Source organism: Streptomyces sp. NPDC049954, assembly GCF_040656295.1.
Taxonomy (GTDB): domain Bacteria; phylum Actinomycetota; class Actinomycetes; order Streptomycetales; family Streptomycetaceae; genus Streptomyces.
The window spans coordinates 16,935-43,110 of sequence record NZ_JBFALS010000022.1 but is presented as its reverse complement, the minus strand read 5'-3'; the positions used below and the strand labels follow the sequence as shown (position 1 = coordinate 43,110).

Below are 26,176 nucleotides of genomic sequence, written 5' to 3'. Positions count from 1 at the left end.
GGATCGCGCCTGGCCTGATCCCGCCCCCCGTGACCCGGGGTCTCGTGGCCCCGTGACCTCGTACGACGTCCCGGGCGCCGCTCTCTCTCGACGGCTCCCGCCGCCCCCTCTGGACGGCTTCCGCCGGGCTCCGCGCCGGTGACCGCCGAGCGCGCCCCCGGCCTCCTGCGGCCCGCCCGTTAGGCTGCCCCCGTGAAGGTCCTTGTCATCGGAACCGGTGCCCGCGAACACGCCCTGTGCCGTTCTCTCTCGCTCGACCCCGCCGTCGACGCCCTGTACTGCGCCCCTGGCAACGCCGGGATCGCCGAGGTCGCCGAGCTGCACCCCGTCGATCCGCTCGACGGGGCCGACGTCGCCCGGCTCGCGCGTGAACTGGAGGCCGGACTCGTCGTCGTCGGTCCCGAGGCGCCGCTCGTCGCCGGGGTCGCCGACGCCGTGCGCGAGGCCGGTATCGCGTGCTTCGGGCCCTCCGGCGCGGCCGCCCGGCTCGAAGGCTCCAAGGCGTTCGCGAAGGACGTCATGGCCGCCGCCCAGGTGCCCACCGCCCGCGCCTACGTCTGTACGACGCCCGAGGAGGCCGACGAGGCGCTCGCCGCCTTCGGCGCCCCGTACGTCGTGAAGGACGACGGGCTCGCGGCCGGCAAGGGCGTCGTCGTCACCGAGGACCTGGAGGAGGCCCGCGCCCACGCCCGTGCCTGCGGCCGGGTCGTCATCGAGGAGTTCCTCGACGGCCCCGAGGTGTCCCTCTTCGCCGTCACCGACGGCACGACCGTCCTCCCGCTCCAGCCCGCCCAGGACTTCAAGCGCGCCCTCGACGGCGACGAAGGCCCCAACACGGGCGGCATGGGCGCCTACTCGCCGCTGCCCTGGGCCGAGCCCGGACTGGTCGACGAGGTGCTGCGCACCGTGCTCCAGCCCACCGTGGACGAGCTGCGCAGGCGCGGTACGCCGTTCTCCGGGCTGCTGTACGCGGGCCTCGCGCTCACTTCGCGCGGCGTGCGCGTCATCGAGTTCAACGCCCGCTTCGGCGACCCCGAGACGCAGGTCGTGCTGGCCCGGCTGCGTACGCCGCTGTCCGGGCTGCTGCACGCCTCCGCCGTCGGCACCCTCGACTCGCTGCCCGCGCTGCGGTGGAGCGAGGACGCCGCCGTCACCGTCGTCATCGCCTCCCACAACTACCCGGGCACGCCCCGTACCGGCGACCCGGTCACCGGGCTGGACGAGGTCGCGGCGAAGGACGCCCCGGACGCGTACGTCCTGCACGCCGGGACGAAGCACGCCGGGGACGCCGTGGTCAGCGCGGGCGGTCGCGTCCTGTCCGTGACCGCGACGGGCGCCGATCTGGCGGAGGCCCGGGAGCGGGCCTACGCGGCGGTCTCCCGGATCGGCCTCGACGGCTCCCAGCACCGCACCGACATCGCGGCCACGGCGGCGTCCGCCGCAGCGGCCGCCCACTGATCGGCGCGCCCTCCGGCAGGACCGGCGAGGCGCCCGGAACACCGGCCCCGGGGCCGTACGCAGCACGAACGCGCGTACGGCCCCGGGGTTCTCCGTTGTCCGCCGTTGTCAGCACCTTTGCCCAGAGCCATTCCATCGAGTGATCGATGGTCTTTCCGGCTGACGCGTGTCGCAGCCCCAACTAGGGTGCCGCGCAAGCGCTCCGCCCGTTCTCCGGGGGCGGACCGGTGAGGTGCGGAGCGGAGTGAGGCACTTGGCCCACCGGCATTGCGATGTCGGAGGGCGGTGCCACAGTGGGGGTGTGAGCAAAGCCATGAAGTACGCGAAGCGGCAGGCCGCCGGGGACGGGTGCGGCACGCCGCGCCCGTCCGGGCGCGCCACGCCCCGCGTGCTCGGCCACGCACACTCCACGCACCGGACGCGAGAGCCAGGGCACGCGGGGCGCGCGGGCCGGGCGGGGGCGCACCACTGGACGCACGGGGCGCACGGGTTGGACGAGCAGTGCGAGAGGCATGGGCCGTACGGGGAGCACGTGGGGGAGAGCGCCGCGCGGCAGGCCGACGCGGTCCGAAGGCGCCGGGCGGAGCGGTGCGTGTCCGGCGGGTACCAGGGGTAGGGGGCGGCAGGTCGTGACGGGTACGGGTGTGGAGGTGGGCGCGCTGGCCGCGCGGACCCGGGCCGCCGCTGTGCTGCGGGTGCGCGGCCGGGCCGCGGCCTGTGCGCTGCTGCCCGCCGCGGTCGCGGTCGTCCTGTGGGCGGGCGCGGGCACCGGACGGCTGACGGGCCCCGCGTGGGACGTGGCGCGCGGCGCCGTCTCGGCGTTCGCCGCCCTCGTCCTGCTGCTCGCCGGCGCGACCGCGCTGCTGATCGCGCGCGCCGCCCCGGCACAGAGCCCCACCGTGCCCGTCGCGGAGCGCTCCGCGCCCGACCTCTACCGGCTCGTACGCGAACTCGCCGCGGTACTCGACGTGCCCGCGCCCTCCGCGATAGCGCTCACCCCGGACTGCGACAGCTGGCTGGAGGAGCGCGGACGCCGCCGCGCGGCAGGAGCCGCCCGGGGCTCCACCGCGTCCACCGAGTCCGCCCCCTCCCCCTCTTCCGGTTCTTCTGGTTCGACGCCTCCGGCACCCGTCCTGGTCATCGGATCGCCCTTCCTGTGGTGGATGCGCGTGGCCGAACTGCGCGCGCTGCTCGCCCCCGTCGTGGCCGGCACCGGGCCCGCCGCGCATCCCGACATAGCCGCCGCCCGGCGGTTCGTCCGAGGGCTCGACGCGGCCATCGCCGTGGCCGGCTCCCGGTCGCACCCCCTGCGGCGCCTCGTGCTCGGCGTCCCCGGACGCGTCGCGCGGCTGCTGCTCGTACGGTGCAGGGACGCCGCCTCCGACATGGAGCGGTACGTCGCCGCGGCCTCCGCGGAACGGGCCCGGTCCGTCGACTACGGGCAGCGGATCGTCGCCCAGGAGCAGGTCGGCCTCGCCTACGCGGGCTGGGACCGGTTGCTGACCCGGGTCGCCGTGCCCGCCTGGCGCATGGGGCGCTGGCCGTCCCGGCTCGACGCCGGGGTGGTGGCCGCACTGACCGAACTCTCCCGCAGGGACCGCCTCGCGGACGGCTTCGCGGCGCGGCTCGGCGAGCGGCCCGCGTGCGACCTGCTGGAGGAGCCCGGCCTGGTGGACGAGGCCGCCTCCCTGCTCGCGGCCCGCCTCTTCCACGGTGATCCCGCGGGCCAGGGCTCCGACTGGTCCCCGGTCAGCTGGCAGGAGTACCCCCAGGAGGTCGTCGACCGCACCTGGCGCCGCGACGCGGCCCGACTCCACGCCGTACTCGACGGTCTGGACGGAACCACCTCCGCAGGGGCGGCGGGCCCGGAACAGGCGGACGACGGTGGGAGCGGGGCGAGCGGTGCGAGCGGTGCTGGAGAGCCGCACGGTCCGAGAGGGCCGGGTGGTCCGAGCGGTCCGAGCGGCCCGAGGAGGCCGGGCGGTCAGGGGAGCGCTGCCACCGGGACGGTGCGCGGACTCACTCTGGCCCGTGTCCTGGACCACCTGAGCTTCCGCGACGCCCCGCCCGAGCCCGGGCAGGGGATGTCCGGGAGCCCGGAGCACGCACACATCACCGCCCCTGGGCAGGACTCGGGTCGCTCCGGGCCCGGGCAGGACTCGGGTCGCTCCGTGTCCCCCTCCGGAGCCTCGCCCGCCTCCGCCTCGCCCGCCTCCGCCTCGCCCGCCTCGTCTCCCGTCAGAGTCCTCGCCCCCAGGGAAGGGCGTGCGGAGGACACCCGGGGGAGCGAGGAGACGCGTGGCGGCGAAGGAGTCCCCGAGGGCGGGTTCACGACCACCCCGGCGCGCTCGTCCGCCGGAGGCCCGGAGGCTGCGGACGTGGACGTGGACGTGGAAACCGACACCGAGGCGGAGACCGAAGCGGCCGCTCACCCGCCTACGGAAGCGCTCGCGGCGGGGCTCGCCGCACGGCTCGCCCGTGAAGAGGCGGCCGCTCCCGTCGCCCGGGCGGGCGCCGCGGACCTGGTGCCCGGGGCGGGTGCCGAGGGAGGCCTCCCGCTCTTCCCGCTCCAGTCGCCGCGTACCGGCAAGGAGTTGCTGACCGACCACGTGACGGCGCTGGTGTGCTGTGCGGCCGTCGACACCGCCGGTGCCGCACCCGGCCTCGACTGGCTGGACGGGCCCGCGCTTCTCGTCGAGGGCGAGCGGGCCAAGGACCTCGGCGCGCGGGTGCGCAGCCTCGTCGAGGACGGGGACTCCATACCGCTGCGCCGCTGGCTGGCCCGGCTCGGCATCCGCCCCGAGAGGCCGGTTCGGCTGGCCTGAGCGGCCGGTCCCCCGGCCCTCGCCGGAGCCGCGTTCGTTGCGCAGACCAGCGCGGCGGGGACAAGCAGCATCGGGGGGCGTACAGGCGCACAGGAGGTGGCGCGGCGAGCACCGTAACGGAGGCCGTGAATCCGCTTTCTGCGAGGAGAGACGAACGGTGACGGGACGCGTGCGTAATGTGATGTGCTGGGTCCCGGATGGCCGTACCAGCGGTGACCGAAGGGGAGGGGCGCGCCTGCGCGGCGGTTCGCCGCGGGTGCCGGGCCCGCCGGGTGACCGCGCGGCCGGACACCACCGCCGACGGCCCGTCCACGACGTACCACCGCGGCACGGCGTACCACTCCGGACGCCGCGCCACCGCGGCGCGCCGCACCCTCACGGGAGGACGCGCCGTCACCGCACGACGCACTACTACCGCACGACGCACTACCACCGGCGGCACATCCACACACGCACCACCCGCAGGACCGAGCAGCGGAGCACCGCAGGGGCCGGGGGAGCGAGGGAGGGGAACGTATGGGGTCGGGGCAGATCAGGCGCTGGGATTCGGGCGCCCTCGCACACGCCGTGACGGACCCGTTCGGGCAGGGGCCGTTGCCGTGGCTGCGCGGAAGTGAGACGTACTTCGACGACACGGGGCACGTGGTGCCCTGGTACGTGGACCACGCCCCGGCGCCCGGTGCGAGGCGGGTCCCGGGCCCGCGCACGGGCGACGGCGGCACCCGCCCCTCCGACGACGTGCACCAGCAGATCAAGGGCTTCACCTCGGCGGGCGCGGTCGCGCCCGGGGACTCCCTCGACTTCCACGTCACGGTGGACCCGCCGCAGCCCTTCTTCGTCGACATCTACCGCATCGGCCACTACGCCGGGGCCGGGGCCGCCAAGATCACGACCACCCCGCGGCAGACCGGGATCACGCAGTCCCCGCCCCTCATCGCCGACCGCACGGTGTCGTGCCACAACTGGTTCATGTCGTACCGCCTCCAGGTCCCCTCGTACTGGAAGGTCGGCGCGTACGTCGCGGTGCTGACGACGGAGAACGGGCACCGTTCGCACGTGCCGTTCACCGTCCGGGACAGCGACCCGGCGGACCTGCTGCTCCTGCTTCCCGACGTGACCTGGCAGGCGTACAACCTGTACCCCGAGGACGGGCGTTCGGGTGCCAGCCTCTACCACGCGTGGGACGGGGCCGGGAAACTGCTCGGGGAGGAGGACGCCGCTGTCACCGTCTCCTTCGACCGGCCGTACGCGGGCGCGGGGCTGCCCCTGCACGTGGGCCACGCCTACGACTTCATCCGCTGGGCCGAGCGCTACGGCTACGACCTCGCCTACGCGGACGCCCGCGATCTGCACGCGGGCCGGATCGACCCCACCCGCTACCGGGGACTGGTCTTCCCCGGGCACGACGAGTACTGGTCGGTGCCGATGCGGCGGACGACGGAACTCGCGAAGGAGACCGGCACCTCGCTCGTCTTCCTCTCCGCCAACACCATGTACTGGCAGGTCGAGCTGGGTCCCTCCGCGTCCGGGGTGCCCGACCGGCTGCTGACCTGCCGCAAACGCCGAGGCCCCGGGAAGCCCTCGCTGTGGCGCGAGATCGACCGGCCCGAACAGCAGATCATGGGCATCCAGTACGCGGGCCGGGTGCCGGAACCCGCCCCACTGATCGTCCGGCACGCCGATCACTGGCTGTGGGAGGCCACCGGCGCCTACGAGCGCGACGAGATCACCGGACTCGTGGCCGGTGAGGCGGACCGCTACTTCCCGCGCACCGCCCTGCCCGAGCACGAGGAACGCGTCCTGCTCGCCCACTCCCCGTACGACGACGGGGGCGTCACCCGCCACCAGGAGTCCTCGCTGTACCGGGCGCCGAGCGGGGCCCTGGTCTTCGCCTCCGGCACCTTCGCCTGGTCACCCGCGCTGGACCGGCCCGGACATGTCGACACCCGCATCCAGCGCGCCACCGCCAACCTCCTCGACCGCATCTGCAAGAGGGACTGAGCCGGAGGGCGCCGGCCGCAGGGACTCAGCAGGGGCGCGTCCGCCCTGGACTGAGCCGGAGACGCGCCGGTAGGGGCGCGTCGGCGGGGACGCGTCGGTCGGTGTCCGAGTCGGCGCTCGCCTGCGGGTGTGCGGGTGTGCGGGTGTGCGGGTGTCCGGTCCTCTGGGCCGGCGCGTCTCCCTGTCCGGGCCGGTGCGCGCCGCGGTTCACGGAACGGGCACGTCCCCCCGCACCCCCTGACCGGGCTCTCCCCCATGACGTGCGGGACAATCGGAGGAATTGGACAGAACCACGGGGAGGAACCGTGTCCGGATTCGTCGAAAAGCCCGAGGCCGTGCAGGTGCCGGGGCTGGTGCATCTGCACACCGGCAAGGTGCGCGACCTCTACCAGAACGAAGCGGGCGACCTCGTCATGGTCGCCAGTGATCGCATCTCCGCGTACGACTGGGTGCTGCCCACCGAGATCCCCGACAAGGGGCGGGTGCTGACCCAGCTGTCGCTGTGGTGGTTCGACCAGCTCGCCGAGCTGGTGCCCAACCACGTCATCTCCACCACGCTGCCGCCCGGCGCCCCCGAGGACTGGCGGGGCCGCACCCTGGTGTGCCGTTCCCTGCGGATGACGCCCGTGGAGTGCGTGGCCCGGGGCTACCTGGCCGGTTCCGGCCTCGTCGAGTACCAGCAGTCGCGCACCGTTTGCGGGCTCGCGCTGCCCGAGGGGCTGGAGGACGGCTCGGAGCTGCCCGCCGCGATCTTCACCCCGGCGACCAAGGCCGAGGTCGGCGAGCACGACGAGAACGTCAGCTACGAGGAGATCGCGCGCCGGCTCGGTGCCGAGGCCGCTGCCGAACTCCGCCAGACCACCCTGGCCGTCTACGCCCGGGGCAGGGACATCGCGAAGGAACGCGGCATCATCCTCGCCGACACCAAGTTCGAGTTCGGCTACGACGGTGAGGACCTCGTCCTGGCCGACGAGGTCCTCACCCCGGACTCCTCGCGCTTCTGGCCCGCCGACACCTGGGAGCCGGGCCACCCCCAGCCCTCCTTCGACAAGCAGTTCGTTCGTGACTGGCTGACCTCCGCGGAGTCCGGCTGGGACCGGCACAGCGAGCAGCCCCCGCCGCCGATGCCGCAGGACGTCGTGGACCGTACCCGCGGAAAGTACATCGAGGCGTACGAGCGACTGACGGGCGTGCGCTGGTCCTGATCCGCGCTGATCCGCGAAGTCGCCCGGGCCCGCGAGCAGCTGGCGAGCGCGTACGGCGGGTGATGTTTCACGTGAAACATCACCCGCCGTACGCGTTACCGCATCCTGGGGCTACGGGGCTACGGGGCTACGGGGGCCAGAGCACGAAGAAGCCCCCGGTACCCGGAGGTACTGGGGGCTTTCGCTGAGCGGACGACCAGGTTCGAACTGGCGACCTCAACCTTGGCAAGGTTGCGCTCTACCAACTGAGCTACGTCCGCACCGCACTGCTGCCCGCGCTTGCGCGTCGGCGTTCCGTGCGTGCGTTCACTATAGCCAACCTCTGCGGCGTGCTGTGCGCACGGCCGCGTGACGGTTCTCGGCGCCCAGCTTCGTGACGGCTGAGGAGAGGTAGTTGCGGACCGTCCCCTGAGAGAGCGCGGCCCGCTCGGCGATCTCCGCCACCGGGGCACCGTCGGCCGCGAGTTCCAGGACCTCGGCCTCCCGCACGGTGAGGGGGGAGTCCCCGGCGGCGATGGCGTCGGCCGCCAACTCCGGATCGACATAACGGCTTCCGGCGTGCACGGTCCGGATGATCTCGGCGAGCCGCTGGGCGCTCACCGTCTTCGGCACGAAGCCGCGCACCCCTGCCTCCAGTGCTCGCTTGAGGTGGCCCGGCAGCCCATGGCTTGTGACGATCATGGTGCGGCAGGCGGGAAGCCGGGCCCGCAGGGCTGTGGCGACACTCACACCGTCGCTCCCGGGCATCTGGAGATCGAGCACGGCGACATCGGGCTCGTGCGCGAGAGCCATGGCGAGCGCCTCCGGACCGGAGGCCGCCTCTGCCACGACCAGCAGATCGTCCTCCAGCGCGAGCAGAGCGGCCAGCGCCCCCCGGATGAGGTGCTCGTCGTCGGCGAGCAGTACACGGACGGTGGCCGGTGGCGGCCCTGCCGGGTCGGCAGACGTGGAGTTGTTCATCGCTGTGGCTGCCTCATCGTGGCGGAGGGAGAGAACGGGACGAGGGATCGGGGGCGGCGGAAGCAGAGGCGGAGGACGCCGACGGGGGGTGGTCGGCGGCCGTCGGGGCGTGTGGGACAGGCATCCCTCGTGAGCCAGTCGCACCCGAGGTGACAGCGACGGCGGCGGTATCGGGTGCGTTCCGGAAGGAGGCGGCCTCGGTGTCGGAATCGGTGACAGGACCTGGGTGGACGCAGGCGCCGGAGCGCAGCCAGGAGCTGCGACGCCGACCAGCCCCCGAACCGGCAGCTGGACCGGGTACGGTCGCTCGGCCAGGAGAAGGCATCGAGTCGCGATCGGAAGACGGTCCCGCAACCGGCGCAGGACTGGGGCCGGCGGCCGGTCCTGTTTCAGGTGCTGGACGGTGACCGGTGGTCGCTCCGGCAACCAGTGCAGGATCGCCATCGGCGGCCACACGGGGCTCGGGTGCCGGACGGCGCCCGTTGGCCGGACCGGCAACCGGCGCAGGACCGCCATCGGCGGCCGGTCCGGCATCAGGCGCCCGATCGTGACCGGCGGCCGGACCGGGTCCAGGAGCCGGACCGTCGCCGGTGGTTGTAGCGGCATGTGGCGCTGGACCGTCACCCTTGGCCGTACCGGCGTCTGACGCAGGGCTGTCGCTGGTGGCTGGCCCGTGTACAGAAGTCGGGCCGCTGCCAACGGCTGGACCCGAGACGGGCATTCGACGGTGACCGGTGGCCGGACCGGGCCCAGGAGTCGGGCCGTCACCGGCGACCGTACCGGCATGTGGCGCTGCACCTTCACCGGCGGCCGTACCGGTCTCTGGCGCTGCACCTTCACCGGCGGCCGTACCGGCATGTGGCGCTGGGCTGTCACCGGTGGCCGTACCAGGCACAGGAGGCGGACCGTCGCCGCCGCTGGCAACGGCCGTACCCAGGAGAGACCCTGGGCCGTCACCTGTGGTGGGGCGGCGGACGGGCATCGGGCCGTGACCCGCGGTCGGTCCGGCAGGCAGCGCGGGGCCGGCACCGGCAGTCGGGCTCGGAGCGGGCGATGGACCGGCAACACGCTCCGGACCGCCACCGCCACCGCCAGTCGGACCGGGAACAGCGGGCCGCCTGCCGCTTCCCGCCCGGACGTCTCCCGCCGGGACGTCTCCCGCCGGGGCGTTTCGCGCCTCGGGGAGCACCTTCGGCACGTGTGCGCACAGGCGGAAGCGGCCGGGGCCGGCGGGGGCCGCTTCGAGAGTGCCCGAGACCGTGCCGAGGCGCTCGCGCAGCCCGGCGAGGCCCGAGCCGGTCCCGGACGGGGCCGCCGAGTCCGGTACGCCGTCGTTCTCGACGGTCAGGCTGGTACCGGTGCGGCTCGTGGCGAGGGTGATCGCGCAGTGCCGCGCGTCCCCGTGCCGCAGCACATTGGTGGCCGCCTCCCGCACGACCCAGGCCAACGCGGTCTGGACGGGAGCGGGCAGGTCCTCGGTGGCGCTCGCGGCGGACTCGCAGGTGATGCCGGCCGCCTCAAGGACGCTGCGTGCGCCGAGGAGTTCGGCGCCGAGGTCGATGCCCCGGTATCCGCGCACGACCTCGCGGACCTCGCGCTGCGACTCCCGGGCGATGCGCTGGACCTCCACCATCTGCTCGGCCGCCTCCGGCTTCCCGCGCCGCGCGAGCTGGACGGCCAGTTCGCTCTTGAGCGCTATCACCGCGAGGTTGCGGCCCAGCACGTCGTGCAGATCGCGGCCGAACCGCAGCCGTTCCTCGGCGACCGCGAGGCGCGCCTCGGTCTCCCTGGCCCGCTCCACCTCCCAGGTGGCGGCGAGGCTCCAGGCGCAGGGTCTGGTCGAGGCCAGCCCGAGCAGCCCGGTGAAGATCGCGACACCGGCGAGCGTGCCCGACGTGTCACCTGCCGGATCGGGGATCAGGAACACGAGCGCGCACCCGGTCACGGTCCCCAGCAGCACGAGGACGAAGCGGCTCGTGGTGAGACGCAGGGAGTAGACGGCGGAGACCGGGAAGAAGGCGAAAATGACGATCGTGGCGTGGCCGCCCGCCACGATCCCACCGCGTACGACCAGGGCCTCGGCGATCGCGAGCATGAGCCCGGTCAGGACGAGCAGCAGGGTGAGGGAGCGCGTGGAGCAGTCGCCCTTGCCGAGATACCGGTTGAGGCTTCCCAGGAGCGCGGGCCGGGTGGCCAGGCACAGCCAGACGCCGATCAGCCCCAGAGCCACGCTCAGGGCCACGTCCACCGGTCGTACCGGCGGATCGATCAGCAGAATCGGCAGCGCCCAGCCGACGTAGAAGACCCACGGCACCAGGCACAGACTGAAGCGGCTGTAGGCATCGATCTTCTGGACCGAACTGCGGCTGCCCCAGATCCTCCGGCGCAGTCCGTCCTTGATGCCGTCTTTGATGCCGTCTGTGAGCCCGTCTCTGGTTCCGCCGTGCCCGCCGTGCCTCGCCCGGCCGCCCGTGCCTCCGTCGCCGCCCGTTCCGGCGCCGCCGCTCCTGCCGTCCCTCGTCCCGTCGTCCACGATGGCTCTCCTCGCCCCCTGTACCGGCACGCCTCGTCGACGCCCCCGTGCGCCGGGTGTGCCCGGCCTTAACGTCGCGGTTCCCAGCGGAACCACTTCCGCACAGCCAACACGGTCAGCACTGACCAGAACAGGGCGGAGCCGAGCGCCACCAGGATCTCGCCCGTGCCGAGGTTGCCGGCCCAGCCGCCGCGCAGCAGCGTGATCACCGGGGTCAGCGGCAGGACGCGGCACACATTGGCGAGCGCGTCGGGGAACACGTCGAGCGGCACGGTCACCCCGGAACCGATCATGGTGATGATGAGCATCGGCATCGCGGTGAGTGCGGCGCTTTCCGCGGTCCTGCTGATCGTGGCGCTCAGCGCGGCGAGCGTCACCGACAGGAGCAGCCCGAACAGGACGCCGAGGACCACGAGATGGAGGGCCTTCGGTGCCTCCACGCCGATGAGCAGCACGAAGCCGGTCACGAGCACCACGGACTGCGCGAGCCCTATCCCGATCGGCGGCAGCGCGGCGCCCAGCAGGATCTCGTGGTCGCGCAGTTCCCCCGTACGAAGCCGCTTGAGGACCAGCTCCTCGCGCCGGGCCACGAATATCCCGACGAGCGAGGAGTACACGGCGAACAGCAGCGACAGGCCGAGCGCACCGGGCAGCAGCACCGTGCCCAGGGTCAGTCCCGTCCCGCTGAGATCCAGCCCCTCGGCCGCGCCGCGGAAACTGAAGGGCAGCACGAGCGGCACGATGAGCGCGGCGAACAGTGTGCCCTTTCCCCGCAGCAGGAGGGTCAGTTCGGCGCGGGCCAGGGCACTCATCCTGCTGCCCACCGTCGTGGCCGCCCCCGTCCTCGTCGGCCTGGGCTCTGTCGGGTGCGGCGCGCTGACGTTCATCGCAGTACCTTCCTCTTCCGGTTCCGGCCCGCCGGGGCCACGGGGCTGTCCGGCTCCGCGGAGCCCGCCCGGGACCGCGGGAGCGGCGAGTCCTCCGCCTCCCGGGCGATGCGCAGGAACGCCTCCTCCAGCGAGGCCGCCCGGACGTCGAGCCCGGACAGCTCCACCCCCTGCTCCTTCGCCCACACCAGCAGTTCCGTCGCCGCGTGCTGGAGGCGGTGGGTACGCAGCCGCACGGTCCTGCGGTCGCGGGACCGGTCCTCGACGCGGTCGCCTCCGCCGGCCTCCCGGCCCTCCGCCCGGCCCTCGTCCCTGTCCCGGCCCCGGAGCCCCAGTGCCTCGTCCTCGACGAGTTCCGCGCCGAGCCGGGGCAGCGGCGGCAGGTCTCCCAGGTGGTAGCCCTCGGGAAGGACGAAGCTGATGCGGGAGGGCTGGGTGGCCACGACCTCGGCGACCGTGCCGGTGGCGGAGATACGGCCCTCGTGCAGGATGGCGAGGCGGTCGGCGAGCGCCTCGGCCTCCTCCAGGTAGTGCGTCGTCATGAGGACGGTGGTGCCGCCCGCGCGCAACTCCCTGACGAGGTCCCACGTCTCGCGGCGCCCTTCGGCGTCCAGACCGGTGGTCGGCTCGTCCAGGAACAGCACCTCGGGGCGGCCGAGCAGGGCCGACGCGAGATCGAGCCGGCGTTTCTCCCCGCCGGACAACTGCTTGACCCGCACCTGGCCGCGCCGCCCGAGCCCCACCATGCCCAGAGCCTCCGAGACCGGCCGCGCCCCGCTCGTGCAGCCCGCCCACATCCGTACCGTCTCCTCGACGGTCAGTTCCGAGGAGAAGCCGCCCTCCTGGAGCATGACGCCGGTCCGAGGCCTCACCGCGGCCCGTTCGGTGAAGGGGTCGTGCCCCAGGACCCGGACCCGGCCACCGGCCGGCCGGGAGAGCCCTTCGAGGAGTTCGACCGTAGAGGTCTTGCCCGCGCCGTTGGTGCCGAGCAGGGCGAAGAGTTCGCCGCGGTCCACGTGAAAGCTGACGCCCCGGACCGCCTCGAACCCGCCCCCGTACACCCGCCGCAGATCGGTGACGTCGATCACCCGCGTGGTGTCCATCGCACTGTTCATGCATCCAGCCTGTCCGCTCCCGCACGCACCGATCAGTGCGCACTGTCATGAAGCGGCATGACAAATGTCAGACGGAAGGCGGCGGGGCGACAAGGCGGCGGCACACCCGGGGGAGCGCGCCCGCACACGCGGCGCACGAAGAAGCCCCCGGTACCCGGAGGTACTGGGGGCTTTCGCTGAGCGGACGACCAGGTTCGAACTGGCGACCTCAACCTTGGCAAGGTTGCGCTCTACCAACTGAGCTACGTCCGCATTGCCTCCGACCGGCTCTCACTGATCGGTGCTCGCGCCACTCTACCCGATCCCGGAGGAACGGTGGAGCGATGCAGAGCGGGTGACAGGAATTGCACACTGCGCCTCCCCCTTGGAAAGGGGGTGTTCTACTACTGAACTACACCCGCGAGATCCTCGGGGTTCCGGCCTGTCGGCCTCGCCCCTCGGCGTGCTCCAAACTCTAGCGGATCACCTGGGGTGCTGTGCAAGTCGGCTGTTGATCCTCCTTGGCGGCCCGTCAGCCGGGCCTGAGGAGAGGCCCGGGCCGAGTCCCGGCGGAGTCCGGCGGAGTCCCGATCGAGTCCCGGAGGAGCCCCGGCGGAGTCCCGGAGGAGTCCCGGAGGAGCCCCGGCCGAGCCCCTGGTCACCGTCGGCCGATCCGGGCCGCGACCCGTCCGGTCCTCCGCCGCGGCGGCCCTGCGGCGGCGGCCCCGTGGCTCCGCTCAGTTGGCCGCTTCGAACGCCTCGTAGACCTTCTTCGGGATGCGTCCGCGCTGCGGCACCTCCAACTGGTGCGAGCGGGCCCACGCGCGGACGGCCGCGGGATCGGCGGCCACGGCGGTGCGCCGGTACGCGCGGCCCGAGGCGGAGCGTTTGCGGCCGGCCGCCACATAGGGCTCCAGGGCCTCACGCAGTTTCTCCGCATTGGTCTGACTGAGGTCGATCTCGTACGACTTGCCGTCGATCCCGAAAGTGACGGTTTCCGCCGCTTCCTTGCCGTCGGTGTCGTCGTAAAGCGTGACCACGACACGCTGCGCCACGAATATCGGTCCTTTCGTCGGCGGCGGGGCCGCCCGACTGTCCTAGGCCGGGAGTGCCCCGTGTGCGCGGCGGCGCACGGGACACGGACATACGGGGACGGTGCGCATCACTGAGGAGATCCGCTTTTTTCCGAATGTCTTTTCCTGGTTGATTCCTTTGTACAGCGGTCGGTGTGGAATGGGGAAGACCATCTCATTCACGGCGCGTGTTCCCGCGCCCGGCGAGGACGGTTCGAGAGGATGTCCGCCCGGCGAAATGAGGGCGCGGGCGTGCCCTTTCTCTTTGCGTGAGCGATCAGTTGGCGGCCGGTCGCCGCCCCAGAAAAAACCGGCGCGGGAAGCGGCGCCGCCCGGCCGGGGTGACCGCGGTCACAGGGCAAACTTGTCTACCCGCGTAGAAAATCGGGCCGGGTACGCTGAACGGACAAGCTCAACGAAGCACCACACACCGGGAGTGCCAGTGGCACGCGTCGTAGTCGACGTCATGCTCAAGCCGGAGATCCTCGACCCCCAGGGGCAGGCGGTGCAGCGTGCACTGCCGCGCCTCGGCTTCGACGGGATCTCCGACGTGCGTCAGGGAAAGCGTTTCGAACTGGAGGTGGCGGAGCCGGTCGACGAGGCGGCTCTGGCCCGCGTCCGTGAGATGGCGGAGACCTTCCTCGCGAACACCGTCATCGAGGACTTCGTCGTAAAGGTGGAGTCGTGACGGCTCGTATTGGCGTCGTCACATTTCCCGGTACGCTCGACGATCGCGACACTCAGCGCGCGGTGCGGGTCGCCGGTGCGGAGGCCGTTCCGCTGTGGCACCGCGACAAGGATCTGCACCAGGTCGACGCGGTCGTCCTTCCCGGTGGATTCAGCTATGGCGACTATCTCCGGGCCGGTGCCATCTCCCGGTTCTCCCCGGTCATGGAATCGATCATCGAGCAGGCGAAGTCCGGAATGCCGGTCCTCGGTATCTGCAACGGATTTCAGGTGCTGACCGAGGCGCATCTGCTGCCCGGTGCCATGCTCCAGAACGACCGTATGCGGTTCGTCTGCCGTGAGCAGAAGCTGCGTGTGGAGACCACGGACACCGCCTGGACCGCCGATTTCACGGCCGGTCAGGAGATCCGTATTCCGCTCAAGAACATGGACGGCCGCTACACCGCCGACGAGCGGACCCTCGACGAGCTGGAGGCGGAGGGCCGCGTGGCCTTCCGTTACCTCGACGTCAACCCGAACGGCGCGCTCCGCGACATCGCGGGCATCACCAATGAGGCCGGCAACGTCGTGGGCCTCATGCCGCACCCCGAGCACGCCGTGGACCCCCTCGTGGGCAGCGGCGGTACGGACGGCCTCGGGTTCTTCACCTCGATCCTGAAGAAGCTGGTAAGCGCATGAGCCTGGACACGGTCGAGAACGCGGCCGCGACCCCGGATGTGGACCTCCCCTGGAAGGAGCTCGGCCTCAAGGAGGACGAGTACCTCCGGGTCCGCGAGATCCTCGGCCGCCGGCCCACGGGTGCCGAGCTGGCCATGTACTCCGTCATGTGGTCCGAGCACTGCTCGTACAAGAGCAGCAAGGTCCACCTGCGGCAGTTCGGTGAGAAGGCCCCCGAGTCCGAGGCCATGCTCGTCGGCATCGGCGAGAACGCCGGAGTCGTCGACGTCGGCCAGGGCTACGCGGTGACCTTCAAGGTCGAGTCGCACAACCACCCCTCCTACGTCGAGCCGTACCAGGGCGCCGCGACCGGCGTCGGCGGCATCGTGCGCGACATCATCGCGATGGGCGCCCGCCCGGTCGCCGTGGTCGACCCGCTGCGCTTCGGCGCCGCCGACCACCCCGACACCAAGCGCGTCCTGCCCGGAGTCGTGGCGGGGATCGGCGGCTACGGCAACTGCCTGGGCCTGCCGAACATCGGCGGCGAGGTCGTCTTCGACGCCTGCTACCAGGGCAACCCGCTGGTCAACGCGGGCGCCGTCGGCGTCATGCGGCACGAGGACATCCACCTCGCGAAGGCGTCCGGCGCGGGCAACAAGGTCATCCTCTACGGGGCCCGCACGGGCGGCGACGGCATCGGCGGCGCCTCCATCCTGGCCTCCGAGACCTTCGACGACGCGAAGCCCAGCAAGCGCCCCGCCGTCCAGGTCGGCGACCCCTTCCAGGAGAAGCTGCTCATCGAGTGCACCCTGGAGGCCTTCGCCGAGAAGCTCGTCGTCGGCATCCAGGACCTCGGCGCGGCCGGGCTGTCCTGCGCCACCTCGGAGCTGGCCTCCAACGGTTCGGGCGGCATGACCGTCGTCCTCGACGACGTACCGTTGCGCGACTCGACGCTCTCGCCCGAGGAAATCCTCATGAGCGAGTCGCAGGAACGCATGTGCGCGGTCGTCGAGCCCGCGAAGGTCGAGCGCTTCCTCGCGATCTGCGAGAAGTGGGACGTCATCGCGACCGTCGTCGGCGAGGTCACCGACGGGGACCGGCTGGAGATCTTCTGGCACGGCGAGAAGATCGTCGACGTGGACCCGCGCACCGTCGCCCACGACGGACCGGTCTACGAGCGCCCCCTGGCGCGCCCCGAGTGGCAGGACGCGCTCCAGGCCGACGACGCGAACAAGCTGCCCCGTCCGGCCACGGCGGCCGAGCTGAAGCAGCAGGTGCTCCAGGTCCTCTCCTCGCCGAACCAGGCGTCGAAGGCGTGGATCACCGACCAGTACGACCGTTTCGTCCAGGGCAACACCGTCCTCGCGCAGCCCGAGGACTCCGGGATGATCCGGGTGGACGAGGAGACCGGCCTCGGCGTCGCCCTCGCGACCGACGGCAACGGCCGCTACACCAAGCTCGACCCGTACACCGGCGCGCAGCTCGCGCTGGCGGAGGCGTACCGCAACGTGGCGACGACGGGCGCCAAGCCGCTCGCCGTCTCCGACTGCCTCAACTTCGGCTCCCCCGAGGACCCGGCCGTGATGTGGCAGTTCGCCGAGGCCATCCGCGGTCTCGCCGACGGCTGCCAGCAGCTGGGCACCCCGGTCACCGGCGGGAACGTCTCCCTCTACAACCAGACGGGCAGCGTCGCGATCCACCCGACGCCGGTCGTCGCGGTGCTCGGCGTGATCGACGACGTGGCGCGCCGCACCCCCGTCGCCTTCAAGGAGGAGGGGCAGCTGCTCTACCTCCTCGGCGACACCAAGGAGGAGTTCGGCGGCTCGGCGTGGTCCGAGGTCGTCCACGACCACCTCGGCGGACTGCCGCCGGCCGTGGACCTGGAGCGGGAGCGCCTGCTGGGCGAGATCCTGATCTCCGCCTCGCGCGACGGGATGATCGACGCGGCGCACGACCTGTCGGACGGCGGACTGATCACCTCGGTGATCGAGTCCTGCCTGCTCGGCGGCGCGGGCGCGCGCCTGGTCGTCCCGGACGGTCTGGACGCCTTCACCTTCCTGTTCTCGGAGTCGGCCGGCCGCGCCGTCGTGTCCGTGCCACGCAGTGAGGAACTGCGCTTCACCGACATGTGCGGGGCGCGCGGACTGCCCGTGACCCGCATCGGTGTCGTGGACGGCGACGCGGTCGAGGTGCAGGGCGAGTTCGCCCTCTCCCTGACGGAGCTGCGCGAGGCCCACGAGGGTACGGTCCCGGCGCTGCTCGCCTAGGCGGGCCGAAGGAGCCCTGGCGGGCGGGCTGACAGAGCCCCTGCCGGGCGGCGGTGCGGCGGTTCTTCCGCACGATGGATACGCACGATGGATACGGGGGAGGCCCCGTCCGGTCCCAGGTGACCGGGCGGGGCCTTCCGCATGCCCGGGTCCGGGGCATGCGGACGGGGGGGCGGGACACCCGCGAACTCCGTGAACACCGTGGACTCCGTGAACCCCGTGGACTCTGTGAACGCCACGACTTCGCGAACACCGTAAGTACTGCGAACACCGTGCACACTGCGACGGTCACCGTGCCGACGGCGTACGCCGGACGGTGGCGGTGCCTGTGGCCGGGGTACCGGCGGCCGGGTGGGGCGCGGGAAGCCTGAGGGCGAGCGCGGTGGCGAGGAGCAGCAGGCCGGCCACGGAGAAGAAGACGACGTCGATGCTCTGGACCAGCCCGAGCCCGGCCTCCGCCCCGTGCCCGGCACCGTCCCGGCCGCCCCCGGCACTCCCCTCCGTGAGCCGGTTCAGCAGCGATCCGAAGAGGCTCGCGCCGAGCGCGCCGCCCAGCGTCTGGAAGAAGCGGATGGCGGTCGTGGTCACCCCGAGCTGTCCTGGCGGGGCCTGCTCCTGGCCGTACTGGAGCAGGCGGCCGATCAGCATGCCGAAGCCCGTTCCCGCGAGCAGGAGTTCGCCGCGCAGCCACCACAGGCTGCTGTCCGCCGAGGAGGTGCCGAGCAGGGTCAGGGCGACGGCGGCGCACAGTGTGCCCGTCACGACGGTCCGCCGGGCGGGGCCGCCGAGCCGTCCGGCGAGCAGCCCCGACAGGCCCATGCCGATGGCCATGGGCAGCAACTGGAGTCCGGCGGAAGCGGCTTCGACCCGCCGGGCGGCCTGGAGGTAGATCATGACGTAGACGATGGTGACGGTCATCGCGACGCCCACGAGACCCTGGACGACGAAGCTCAGCCGCAGGGCGCGTTTACGGAACAGGCCGAGCGGGAGGACCGGTTCGGCGGCGGTGGCCTGCCGCCACAGGAACAGTCCGAGCAGGCAGCAGACGGCCAGGACCAGGCCCAGGAGTTCCGGGGAGGCCCACGGGTAGCGGCCCCCGCCCCATTCCAGAACCAGGAGGAGCGTCGTGGCGAACGCCGCGGCCAGGGCGGCGCCCAGGTAGTCGACGGACTGCCGCACGGGGTGGCCGGGCAGGTCGAGGAAGAGCACGGCGCCGATCAGCACGACGATGCCGACCGGCAGGTTCACGTAGAAGATCCAGCGCCAGCCGAGGTGTTCGGTGAGCAGGCCGCCGATCCACGGGCCGAGCGCCATCCCGGCCCCCGCCATGACCCCGCCGACCCCGGCCCCGCGCTGCCCGCCGCCAGAACCTGTGCCGGTGCCGGTGCCAGAACCTGTGCTCGTACCCGTACCCGTACCCGTACCCGTGTGCTCGTGGTCACCAGTGGCGCGGACGGGGGCTGTGGCGATGAGCCGGACGACTACGAGGGTGATGCTCATGAGGCCGCCACCGCCGATCCCCTGGAGGGCGCGGGCGGCGATGAGCTCGGTCATGTTCCGCGCGAGACCGCACAGCGCGGAACCGGTCAGGAAGGTACCGAGGGCTGCGAGGAACACCCGCTTCGCGCCGAGACTGTCGCTCAGCTTTCCGTACAGCGGGAGGGCGGCCGTGGCGGCGAGCTGGAAGGAGCTGACGAGCCAGGGGATCTTCGCGAGACCCCCGTCGGGGTCGAGGTCGCGGGCGATCGGCACGGTGGCCGCCGAGACGATGTTCATGTCGAGGACGGCGAGCACGATCGTCGCCAGACACAGGGCGATCCCGATACGCCGGTGGGCCGGGGAGCGCGGGCGGGACGGCCGGGCGCGCCGCTTCGCGGTGGTCGCTCCGGCGGTGTCGGTGGTCGCTCCGGCGGTTCCCGTGGTCGTTGTGCCGGCCTTTTCGCTCGCCGCCTCCGACGGTGTACGTGTGGTCATGTCCTCGTTCCCCCTGCGTTCTGGTGGAGAGCCGGTGAGCCGCATGGCCCGGTGGAGGCCATGAGCGCCGCACCACCTGCCGGCGTGTCCTCCGATGCTGCGGGAGTCAAATAGACCGAGTCAATGTTTTATCTCAGACCATCTTTAATCCAGGATGACAAATTACCTCGGTACATGGCTTGGTACGGTGTCCGGCATGAGTCTGCGGGAGCGGAAGAAGGCCGAGACGAGGCGTCGGTTGCGCGAGGTCGCCGTCGAGCTGTTCGGCGAACGCGGCTTCGACGGGGTCTCGGTCGCGGAGATCGCGGAGGTGGCGGGGGTCTCCAAGATGACCGTCTTCAACTACTTCGGCAGCAAGGAGGACTTGCTGCTCGCGCCGATGGAGGAGCACGTCGGCGATGCCGCGCGGGCCGTGCGGGAGCGCGCCGTCGGGGAATCGGCGGTGGCCGCCTCCCGGCGCGCCTTCCTCGCGGCTCTGGACGCGGGAGACCCCTCGGTCGGCGCGAGCGCCGCGACGGTCGTGGTGCGTATGCGCCGGCTCATCGTCGAGACGCCGGCCCTCCTGGCGCGGGCGCTGACCTTCAGCATCCGCGCGGAGAAGCTGCTCGCGGAGGAGATGGCCGCCGAGACGGGGGACGCGCAGGGCGCGCTCCTCGCCGCCGCGCAGCTGATGGCGGTCCGCAACGCCCTGGCCGGTGAGAACTTCCGGCGCGTGCTCGCGGGGGCGACGTCAGGGAAGGTCGTCGCCGAGAGCCGCGTGCTCGCCGAACGCGCCTACGCGCAACTGGAGTCGGGGCTCGGCGCGTACGCGACCCGCACCAGGCCGCCGGAGGGGCAGGGGGAGAGCGGCACGGGCGTCCGAACCCCGTCGCTCCCCTGAGCGGTCGGCCGCGCCGGGGACACGGGCCGCCGCCCTCTGGTGATCTCGCACCGACCGCGGACTTCCACCCGGAGCCCGGCACCGTGGCCGCCGGGAAGTGGCGTCCCGAGCGGGGCGAGCCAGCCGGTGCCTGGCCCGGGGGACATCGTCAGCCCGGGCTACGTGGCGGTGGGACGCAAGCCGTAGCCCCCGCCGGTACTTGTGCCCGTGCGCCGGTACCTGTGCCCGTCTGCCTGCCTGTGCTCGTACGCCTGCCCGTGCCGGTGCCCGAAGCTCGCGCGCAGCCGGACGCCGCGCTCACGGGGCACCGCGTGGACTCCGCGCCCCCGGACCAGGAACCGGCGGCTTCCCGGCGGTGCCGCTCGTGTGCGGGTGGTTCGAGGAGCGCGGCCTCAGCCGGGAACGGCTCTCCACGCCGGGTGTCCGGCAGGCCGCCTGCCCGGTGACCGTGCCGTGCGGTCACAACCTCTTCAGGACGAGCGCGGCGCCGAAGAGAGCTGCCGCCAGCGGTACGGCTGTGTGGGCGATGATCAGGAGCAGATAGTGGGAGGTCGAGTACACGCTGTACGGGATCGTGTGCCCGGAACTGGCGTCGATCGCGCGCAGGGTGCTTTCACCGAAGACGGCGCTGAAGGTCCCGACGAGGGCCAGAACGTACGCGGCGATGCGCGAGCGCCTGGCAACGGCCGCGCTGGAGGCGGGGTTCGTGTCCAATGTCTTCCTGGCCCTTCTGTCGTGTCACTCGGCGAATCGTCCGGATCCCCGGAAGTCCCGGAGCCGTCCAGCTCATTCGACGATCTCCGCGTTCTTGAAGATCAGGACGCTGTTCCGGTCGGCGAAGACGTCGCAGGTCGCGGAGGCGACGATCTCCTGACCGTCCCTGACCTTCTCCAGCCGCCGGAACGACTCCGCCCGGCGGCCGTCGTAGGGCAGGACGATGCTGGCCAGATGCGTGCCGTGCTCCACGTCGGACGCTTCGATCGTCGGCGTCCCGTACTCGCTCGCCCCTGTCTTCAGCACGACGGCCCGGACCGTCACGGTCTGGCCGTAGCACTCCTTCTCGGCACGGGAGCGATCGGCCGTGAACAGGTCGTGGAGGTCCCGGACGCCGACTGTGCCCGTCAGGTCCACCGGTGCGTGAGAGCCGCCGGTGTCGCCGGACGAGCGGGCGCCGCCGGTCGACCTGCCGGCACCGGCGGCCGTACAACCCGTCAGGACGACGAGGAGCGCCAAGGCGCCCGGGAGAACTGTGCCGTGCCTCATCGCGTCATCCTTCGGTCGTTCCTGTTCTCCGGGTCCCGCGTGACGGGGAACGGGCTTCAGCCGGACAGCCCTCGTCCCGGCCCGAGCCCCGAGCAGCGCCGTGGTCATGCCGCCACGCTGCTCCACTTCCGGATGATCAGCCAGGTACCTCGTTTCCTGGTATCGCCGGTACCAGGGTGATGCGGGTGGCCCGGTGCACACTTGTCGGTGGAGGGTGGCCTGAGCGGGACCATTGAACTCACCTGCCGCAAGCCGCTCCCAGGGGTCTTCACGGGCGTCGCGGGCGCTCAACCCGGCCGGGGCTATGAGGGGCCGGGCGTGGCCTTCGAGACGGGCACGGCCCGGAGCGGCCAGTACGACCGTCCCCCTGGTGTGCGGCGTCGGCGCGCACCGGCGTGTACGGCCGAAGCCGGGGCCGGGGCGTCGCCGTCGTACGTCCCGCCCGGGGAAGACGAGGACTGCCCGGCCGAGCGGCTACAGGGCCTTCCGCCCGGACACGCCCATCATGTGCTGGGTGCCGATCGTGGCGAGCAGGGCGAGCCGGCTCTCCGATTCGCTGCCCGGTTCGGCCGAGTACATGACGATGCGCAGGTCGCCCCGCTGAGTCGTGAGGATGTCGCAGTCCAGCTCGCAACGGCCCACGTCGGGATGGTCGATGATCTTCGTGGTCGGGCCGTGCTCCGCGATCTCGTTGCGCTGCCACAGGTCGCGGAAGGATGCGCTGATGACCTGCAAACGCTCGACGAGTTCCGGTAGATGGGGATCGTCGGGGTAGCGGCCGACACTGCGACGCAGGTCGGCGACCATCGAGGAGTGGAAGGACTCGGTGCTGCTCGACCTGCTGACATGGCATTCGGAGAGACCGGCGAAGTGCATCCACAGGACGTTCCGCTCGTGCTCCCGGATCTGCGAGGGGTCTCCCATCAGGGCCGCCCAGACCGGGTTCCACAGGAGCAGTGACCACATCGCGTCGAAGACGGCGACGGGGCGGTCGTTCGTACGCTCCACCAGGCGGCGCGTGGTGGCGGGCACCAGCCGGCTGACGCGTCCGCCACCGGTGGCGTGCCCGGCCAGCCGGAAGAAGTGCTCCTGCTCGGTATCGGTCAGTTGCAGGGCGCGGGTGAGTGCGGCGCACACCTGGACGGAAGGGGCGGCGGCCCGCCCCTGTTCGAGGCGCACGACGTAGTCCGCCGACACCCCGGCCAGGACGGCCAGCTCCTCGCGCCGCAGACCACTGGTCCGCCGCCCGGTGGTGACCGGCAGTCCCACCGCCTGAGGGATCAGCCGTTCTCGCCACCCGCGCAGGATGGTTGCCAGCTCACCGGGTGCGCTCATGGCGGCATGCTCGCAGACCGGAAGCGGAACGTCCTGGTACCGCCAGTACCAGGAACACGCCTCTCTGGCTCAGGCGGAGGACCCGGCACAGACTCTCCGCAACCGCGGAAGCGGCTTCGTTCCCGCCCGACGGGTCCGGGTCCGGGTCCGTGTCCGCGGCCCGGAGACTGACCTCCGCCGACCAAGAAACTGACAAGGACATGTGATCGTGCCGGTCTTCCTGCTCTTGACGGTGCCGGCCCTCGCCCTGCTCGCCGCCGTGCACTGGTACGTGTGGCGCAGGCTCGTGCGCGACCTCACCGTCCCGCGAGGCACGGCGAGAAGGGCGGGCACCGCCGCCGTGATCGTGCTGCCCCTGCTCTCCCTGGGAGCATTCGGTGCGGGTCAAACGGGCGCCCCCTTCCTGCTCCAGCAGGTGCTGGCCTGGCCGGGGTATCTCTGGACGGCCCTCCTGCTGTACCTCGTGCTCGCCCTCGTCGTGGGCGAGGCGGTCCGTCCCCTGCTGCTGCGAGCGCCCGGCGGACGGTCGCAGCACCGGCCGCAGGAGCGCAGGACCCGGCCGCAGGAGGGGGCCGGGCCGGTCGTCGGCCTGCCCGCGGCCGAGACCCCGGCCGAGACCCCGGCCCAAGGCCCGGCCGAGGCCGGCGAGGAGTCCGCGGAGGACCGGCGGGCCGCAGGTCCGCCGCGCAGGCTGTTCGTCTCCAGGGTCGTCGGGGGCGCCGCGGCGGCCACCGCGGTCGGGGTCGTCGGGCACGGCGCCTGGGGAGTGCTGCGGGGGCCGACGGTGAAGCGGGTCACGGTGCCGCTCGCCAAGCTGCCGCGCTCCGCCCACGGCTACCGCATCGCCGTCGTCAGCGACATCCACCTCGGCCCCGTCCTGGGCCGTGCCCATACGCAGCGGGTCGTCGACGCCGTCAACGCGACGCAGCCGGATCTCGTCGCGATCGTCGGTGACCTGGTCGACGGCTCCGTCGCCGACCTCGGTGGCGCCACCGAGCCGCTGGCCCGGCTCCGGTCCCGGGACGGGTCGTACTTCGTGACGGGCAACCACGAGTACTACTCCGGTGTCGGGCAATGGGTGGAACGCGTGCGTGACCTGGGCGTGCACCCCCTGCGCAACGAACGCGTCGAGATCGCCGGCTTCGTCCTCGCCGGTGTCAACGACATCACCGGTGAGGACTACCACGACGCACCCGACTACGACCGGGCCCTCGGGGACCGCGACCGGTCCCTGGCCGCCGTGCTGCTGGCCCACCAGCCGGTGATGGTCCACGAGGCCGTACGACACGGAGTGGACCTCCAGCTGTCGGGACACACCCACGGAGGGCAGCTCTGGCCCGGCAACCTCGTCGCCGCCCTGTCGAATCCCACGGTCGCCGGTCTGGACCGCTACGGCGACACGCAGCTGTACGTCTCTCGCGGCGCGGGAGCCTGGGGGCCACCGGTCCGGGTCGGCGCGCCCGCCGACATCACCGTCGTCCAGCTCGCGTCGCGACAGACTTGAGGACGTCCATGACCGCTGTCGCGGGTGGTCCACGGACGGCACGAGGGACGCGTCCGCCACCGCGGCGGATGCTCCGGTGGCCGGCTCAGTCGTCGGCGGCGACGAGGAGAGCGATCTGCCCGGCCGAGCGGTCGATCAGCACGAACTCGTGGAAGCAGTCGTGCACACGTCCCCAGTCGTGCGTCGCTTCCTCACCGAGTGCGCGGAGGCAGTGGACGGCATCAGCCGCGAGCAGGCGGCCGAACACCTCCCGCTGGAGTTCCGCCTCCAGAGCGGTGGGCACGTCCCGGACCGGAGCCGCCCACTCCCGCAGGATCTCCACGGCCCTCTCCTGGCTGACGGGCTCGTAGCGGCCGGGCGTGATCGACCGCAGCCAGTACGGACCGTGCCGGGGCCCGTCCGGCAGTACGCCACCCCCCCGCGTAGTCGTCACGGAACTGCTTGATGTCGACCCACCGGAACCCGTGCCTCTTCGGGTCCGGGACGTGGCGACGGAAGTTGACGAAGGTGCTCTTCTCGTGAGTGAGCCCGATGCCCATGGCGCCAGCCCAGGAGGCGGGCAGGGCGACCTTGTCGGCGCACCGGACAGGCCCGGGCCGGCTCACCGGACAGGCCCGGGCGGACGGGCGCCCCGTCCCCGTGACCGGCCTGACGGCCGCGGTGCCGGGGTCCTACCCTTCACTCATGCCGCCCGCCAGGAAACGACTCCGTTCGTACGACGCCCACAAGACCCGGGCCGCCGTGCTCGCCCAGTTCGGGCATGTCCGCACCGCCGTCCGCGCGCTGACCGCCGAGCAGCTCGACGGGCCGAGCGGCCTCGGGGAGTGGACGGTGAGCGAACTGGTGGCGCATCTCGGGATGGTGCTCGACAGCCTCAACCAGCGGCTGGCCGAGGCCCCGCCGGTCGCGAAGACCCTGCCGCTGCTGGACTGGCCCTTCGCGACCGCCGGACAGGCCGGAAACATCGACGCGGACGTCCGGAGGCTGGCCGCGGCGCACCCCGAACCGGCCGCGCTCGACGGTCTGCTCGCCGGGATCGACGAACGGGCCAGGACGCTGCTTCCCGCCGCGCTGCCCGGCCGGCTCGTCGGCACCCGCGTCGGGGCCATGGTGCTCGGGGACTTCCTCGTGACCCGCTGCGTCGAACTCGTCGTGCACAGCGACGACCTGTCCCGGGCCACCGGCCTCGACGTGACGCTCGACCGGCAGGCGCTCGCCGCGTGCACCCGGCTGCTCGCCGACGCGCTCGCCGTGAAGGCCCAGGGAGCCTCCACCGAGGTGCGGGTACCGCCGTACGCCGTCGTGCAGTGCGTCGAAGGGCCCCGGCACACGCGCGGCACCCCGCCCAACGTCGTCGAGACCGACCCGCGCACGTGGCTGCGGCTCGCGACCGGACGCACCGCCTGGGACGAGGAGCGCCGGGCCGCCCGGATCAGCGCGAGCGGCGAACGCGCCGACCTGTCCGCACTCCTGCCCCTCATGGGCTGACGACGGGATGAGCCGCTCGCGCGACTGACTGGACACGGGCCGATCCGTTCTGCGGCGGCGCGGAACCCGTCGGTGCCGCGCCCCG

20 protein-coding genes and 3 tRNA genes are annotated in these 26,176 nt (G+C 72.4%); 10 read left to right on the top strand and 13 right to left on the bottom strand.

The features are described from left to right. The first annotated feature begins 192 nt into the window (after nucleotides 1-192). From purD to AB0J21_RS31850, 4 genes are all read left to right on the top strand, one after another. Nucleotides 193-1,458, top strand: a complete 1,266-nt coding sequence (purD, locus tag AB0J21_RS31865; RefSeq protein ID WP_363149640.1) for a phosphoribosylamine--glycine ligase — start codon at nucleotides 193-195, stop codon at nucleotides 1,456-1,458. 629 nt (nucleotides 1,459-2,087) lie between these two features. Next, complete coding sequence (locus tag AB0J21_RS31860; protein WP_363149639.1) at nucleotides 2,088-4,283, top strand: hypothetical protein; 2,196 nt, start codon at nucleotides 2,088-2,090, stop codon at nucleotides 4,281-4,283. A gap of 516 nt (nucleotides 4,284-4,799) precedes the next feature. Then, on the top strand, nucleotides 4,800-6,284 hold the full coding sequence (locus tag AB0J21_RS31855) for a N,N-dimethylformamidase beta subunit family domain-containing protein (RefSeq protein WP_363149638.1): 1,485 nt from the start codon (nucleotides 4,800-4,802) through the stop codon (nucleotides 6,282-6,284). A gap of 305 nt (nucleotides 6,285-6,589) precedes the next feature. Further along, nucleotides 6,590-7,489, top strand: coding sequence for a phosphoribosylaminoimidazolesuccinocarboxamide synthase (locus AB0J21_RS31850; protein WP_363149637.1), 900 nt, complete (start codon nucleotides 6,590-6,592; stop codon nucleotides 7,487-7,489). A gap of 187 nt (nucleotides 7,490-7,676) precedes the next feature. On the opposite strand, the gene AB0J21_RS31845 is transcribed toward AB0J21_RS31850, so the two are convergent. The 8 genes from AB0J21_RS31845 to AB0J21_RS31810 all read right to left on the bottom strand — a co-directional run bounded on the left by AB0J21_RS31845 (nucleotide 7,677) and on the right by AB0J21_RS31810 (nucleotide 14,018). After that, a tRNA-Gly gene (locus AB0J21_RS31845) sits at nucleotides 7,677-7,749 on the bottom strand. A 49-nt stretch (nucleotides 7,750-7,798) separates the two neighbouring features. Further along, nucleotides 7,799-8,449 carry a response regulator transcription factor gene (locus AB0J21_RS31840; protein ID WP_363149636.1) on the bottom strand — a complete coding sequence of 217 codons (651 nt, stop codon included), beginning with the start codon at nucleotides 8,447-8,449 and terminating at the stop codon, nucleotides 7,799-7,801. Nucleotides 8,450-8,462: 13 nt separating this feature from the next. Beyond that, nucleotides 8,463-10,982: a histidine kinase gene (locus AB0J21_RS31835; protein WP_363149635.1), complete on the bottom strand. Its 2,520-nt coding sequence runs from the start codon at nucleotides 10,980-10,982 to the stop codon at nucleotides 8,463-8,465. Between the two features lie 68 nt (nucleotides 10,983-11,050). Continuing rightward, the gene (locus tag AB0J21_RS31830; protein ID WP_363149634.1) at nucleotides 11,051-11,869 is read right to left on the bottom strand and encodes an ABC transporter permease; all 819 of its coding nucleotides are present in this window, start codon (nucleotides 11,867-11,869) and stop codon (nucleotides 11,051-11,053) included. Then, nucleotides 11,866-12,972, bottom strand: coding sequence for an ABC transporter ATP-binding protein (locus tag AB0J21_RS31825; RefSeq protein ID WP_363149672.1), 1,107 nt, complete (start codon nucleotides 12,970-12,972; stop codon nucleotides 11,866-11,868). Before AB0J21_RS31825 ends, AB0J21_RS31830 begins: the two co-directional genes overlap by 4 nt. Before the next feature lie 191 nt (nucleotides 12,973-13,163). Beyond that, nucleotides 13,164-13,236: transfer RNA gene (locus AB0J21_RS31820), tRNA-Gly, on the bottom strand. Between the two features lie 77 nt (nucleotides 13,237-13,313). Then, a tRNA-Gly gene (locus tag AB0J21_RS31815) sits at nucleotides 13,314-13,385 on the bottom strand. Nucleotides 13,386-13,700: 315 nt separating this feature from the next. Then, on the bottom strand, nucleotides 13,701-14,018 hold the full coding sequence (locus tag AB0J21_RS31810; RefSeq protein WP_363149633.1) for an Lsr2 family protein: 318 nt from the start codon (nucleotides 14,016-14,018) through the stop codon (nucleotides 13,701-13,703). Nucleotides 14,019-14,478: 460 nt separating this feature from the next. Here AB0J21_RS31810 and purS point away from each other — a divergent pair, with 460 nt between their 5' ends. Genes purS through purL form a run of 3 tightly spaced genes read left to right on the top strand, consistent with a single transcriptional unit; the run spans nucleotide 14,479 to nucleotide 17,647 of the window. Then, complete coding sequence (gene purS, locus AB0J21_RS31805; RefSeq protein ID WP_363149632.1) at nucleotides 14,479-14,724, top strand: phosphoribosylformylglycinamidine synthase subunit PurS; 246 nt, start codon at nucleotides 14,479-14,481, stop codon at nucleotides 14,722-14,724. Continuing rightward, complete coding sequence (gene purQ, locus AB0J21_RS31800) at nucleotides 14,721-15,401, top strand: phosphoribosylformylglycinamidine synthase subunit PurQ (RefSeq protein ID WP_363149631.1); 681 nt, start codon at nucleotides 14,721-14,723, stop codon at nucleotides 15,399-15,401. The genes purS and purQ overlap by 4 nt, the downstream gene beginning before the upstream one ends. After that, nucleotides 15,398-17,647 carry a phosphoribosylformylglycinamidine synthase subunit PurL gene (purL, locus tag AB0J21_RS31795; protein ID WP_363149630.1) on the top strand — a complete coding sequence of 750 codons (2,250 nt, stop codon included), beginning with the start codon at nucleotides 15,398-15,400 and terminating at the stop codon, nucleotides 17,645-17,647. Before purQ ends, purL begins: the two co-directional genes overlap by 4 nt. Before the next feature lie 288 nt (nucleotides 17,648-17,935). Here purL and AB0J21_RS31790 read toward each other — a convergent pair whose 3' ends face one another. Beyond that, nucleotides 17,936-19,621: an MFS transporter gene (locus AB0J21_RS31790; protein ID WP_363149629.1), complete on the bottom strand. Its 1,686-nt coding sequence runs from the start codon at nucleotides 19,619-19,621 to the stop codon at nucleotides 17,936-17,938. A gap of 196 nt (nucleotides 19,622-19,817) precedes the next feature. Here AB0J21_RS31790 and AB0J21_RS31785 point away from each other — a divergent pair, with 196 nt between their 5' ends. Next, the gene (locus AB0J21_RS31785) at nucleotides 19,818-20,501 is read left to right on the top strand and encodes a helix-turn-helix domain-containing protein (RefSeq protein ID WP_363149628.1); all 684 of its coding nucleotides are present in this window, start codon (nucleotides 19,818-19,820) and stop codon (nucleotides 20,499-20,501) included. 459 nt (nucleotides 20,502-20,960) lie between these two features. On the opposite strand, the gene AB0J21_RS31780 is transcribed toward AB0J21_RS31785, so the two are convergent. The 3 genes from AB0J21_RS31780 to AB0J21_RS31770 all read right to left on the bottom strand — a co-directional run bounded on the left by AB0J21_RS31780 (nucleotide 20,961) and on the right by AB0J21_RS31770 (nucleotide 23,099). After that, nucleotides 20,961-21,215, bottom strand: coding sequence for a hypothetical protein (locus AB0J21_RS31780; RefSeq protein WP_363149627.1), 255 nt, complete (start codon nucleotides 21,213-21,215; stop codon nucleotides 20,961-20,963). Between the two features lie 72 nt (nucleotides 21,216-21,287). Next, complete coding sequence (locus tag AB0J21_RS31775) at nucleotides 21,288-21,764, bottom strand: hypothetical protein (protein ID WP_363149626.1); 477 nt, start codon at nucleotides 21,762-21,764, stop codon at nucleotides 21,288-21,290. Between the two features lie 474 nt (nucleotides 21,765-22,238). Beyond that, nucleotides 22,239-23,099, bottom strand: coding sequence for a helix-turn-helix transcriptional regulator (locus tag AB0J21_RS31770; protein ID WP_363149625.1), 861 nt, complete (start codon nucleotides 23,097-23,099; stop codon nucleotides 22,239-22,241). A 202-nt stretch (nucleotides 23,100-23,301) separates the two neighbouring features. Here AB0J21_RS31770 and AB0J21_RS31765 point away from each other — a divergent pair, with 202 nt between their 5' ends. Beyond that, nucleotides 23,302-24,603 carry a metallophosphoesterase gene (locus AB0J21_RS31765; RefSeq protein WP_363149624.1) on the top strand — a complete coding sequence of 434 codons (1,302 nt, stop codon included), beginning with the start codon at nucleotides 23,302-23,304 and terminating at the stop codon, nucleotides 24,601-24,603. A gap of 85 nt (nucleotides 24,604-24,688) precedes the next feature. On the opposite strand, the gene AB0J21_RS31760 is transcribed toward AB0J21_RS31765, so the two are convergent. Then, nucleotides 24,689-25,036, bottom strand: a complete 348-nt coding sequence (locus AB0J21_RS31760) for a hypothetical protein (protein WP_363149623.1) — start codon at nucleotides 25,034-25,036, stop codon at nucleotides 24,689-24,691. 251 nt (nucleotides 25,037-25,287) lie between these two features. Here AB0J21_RS31760 and AB0J21_RS31755 point away from each other — a divergent pair, with 251 nt between their 5' ends. Then, nucleotides 25,288-26,091, top strand: coding sequence for a sterol carrier family protein (locus tag AB0J21_RS31755; RefSeq protein WP_363149622.1), 804 nt, complete (start codon nucleotides 25,288-25,290; stop codon nucleotides 26,089-26,091). The last annotated feature ends 85 nt before the right edge of the window (nucleotides 26,092-26,176 follow it).

Bases quoted from the DNA above. Each gene is read 5' to 3' on its own strand.
- AB0J21_RS31855 (WP_363149638.1), top strand. From the start codon at position 4,800: ATGGGGTCGGGGCAGATCAGGCGCTGGGATTCGGGCGCCCTCGCACAC.
- AB0J21_RS31840 (WP_363149636.1), bottom strand. From the start codon at position 8,449: ATGAACAACTCCACGTCTGCCGACCCGGCAGGGCCGCCACCGGCCACC.
- AB0J21_RS31830 (WP_363149634.1), bottom strand. From the start codon at position 11,869: ATGAACGTCAGCGCGCCGCACCCGACAGAGCCCAGGCCGACGAGGACG.
- AB0J21_RS31825 (WP_363149672.1), bottom strand. From the start codon at position 12,972: ATGGACACCACGCGGGTGATCGACGTCACCGATCTGCGGCGGGTGTAC.
- purL (WP_363149630.1), top strand. From the start codon at position 15,398: ATGAGCCTGGACACGGTCGAGAACGCGGCCGCGACCCCGGATGTGGAC.
- AB0J21_RS31790 (WP_363149629.1), bottom strand. From the start codon at position 19,621: ATGACCACACGTACACCGTCGGAGGCGGCGAGCGAAAAGGCCGGCACA.
- AB0J21_RS31785 (WP_363149628.1), top strand. From the start codon at position 19,818: ATGAGTCTGCGGGAGCGGAAGAAGGCCGAGACGAGGCGTCGGTTGCGC.
- AB0J21_RS31775 (WP_363149626.1), bottom strand. From the start codon at position 21,764: ATGAGGCACGGCACAGTTCTCCCGGGCGCCTTGGCGCTCCTCGTCGTC.
- AB0J21_RS31770 (WP_363149625.1), bottom strand. From the start codon at position 23,099: ATGAGCGCACCCGGTGAGCTGGCAACCATCCTGCGCGGGTGGCGAGAA.
- AB0J21_RS31755 (WP_363149622.1), top strand. From the start codon at position 25,288: ATGCCGCCCGCCAGGAAACGACTCCGTTCGTACGACGCCCACAAGACC.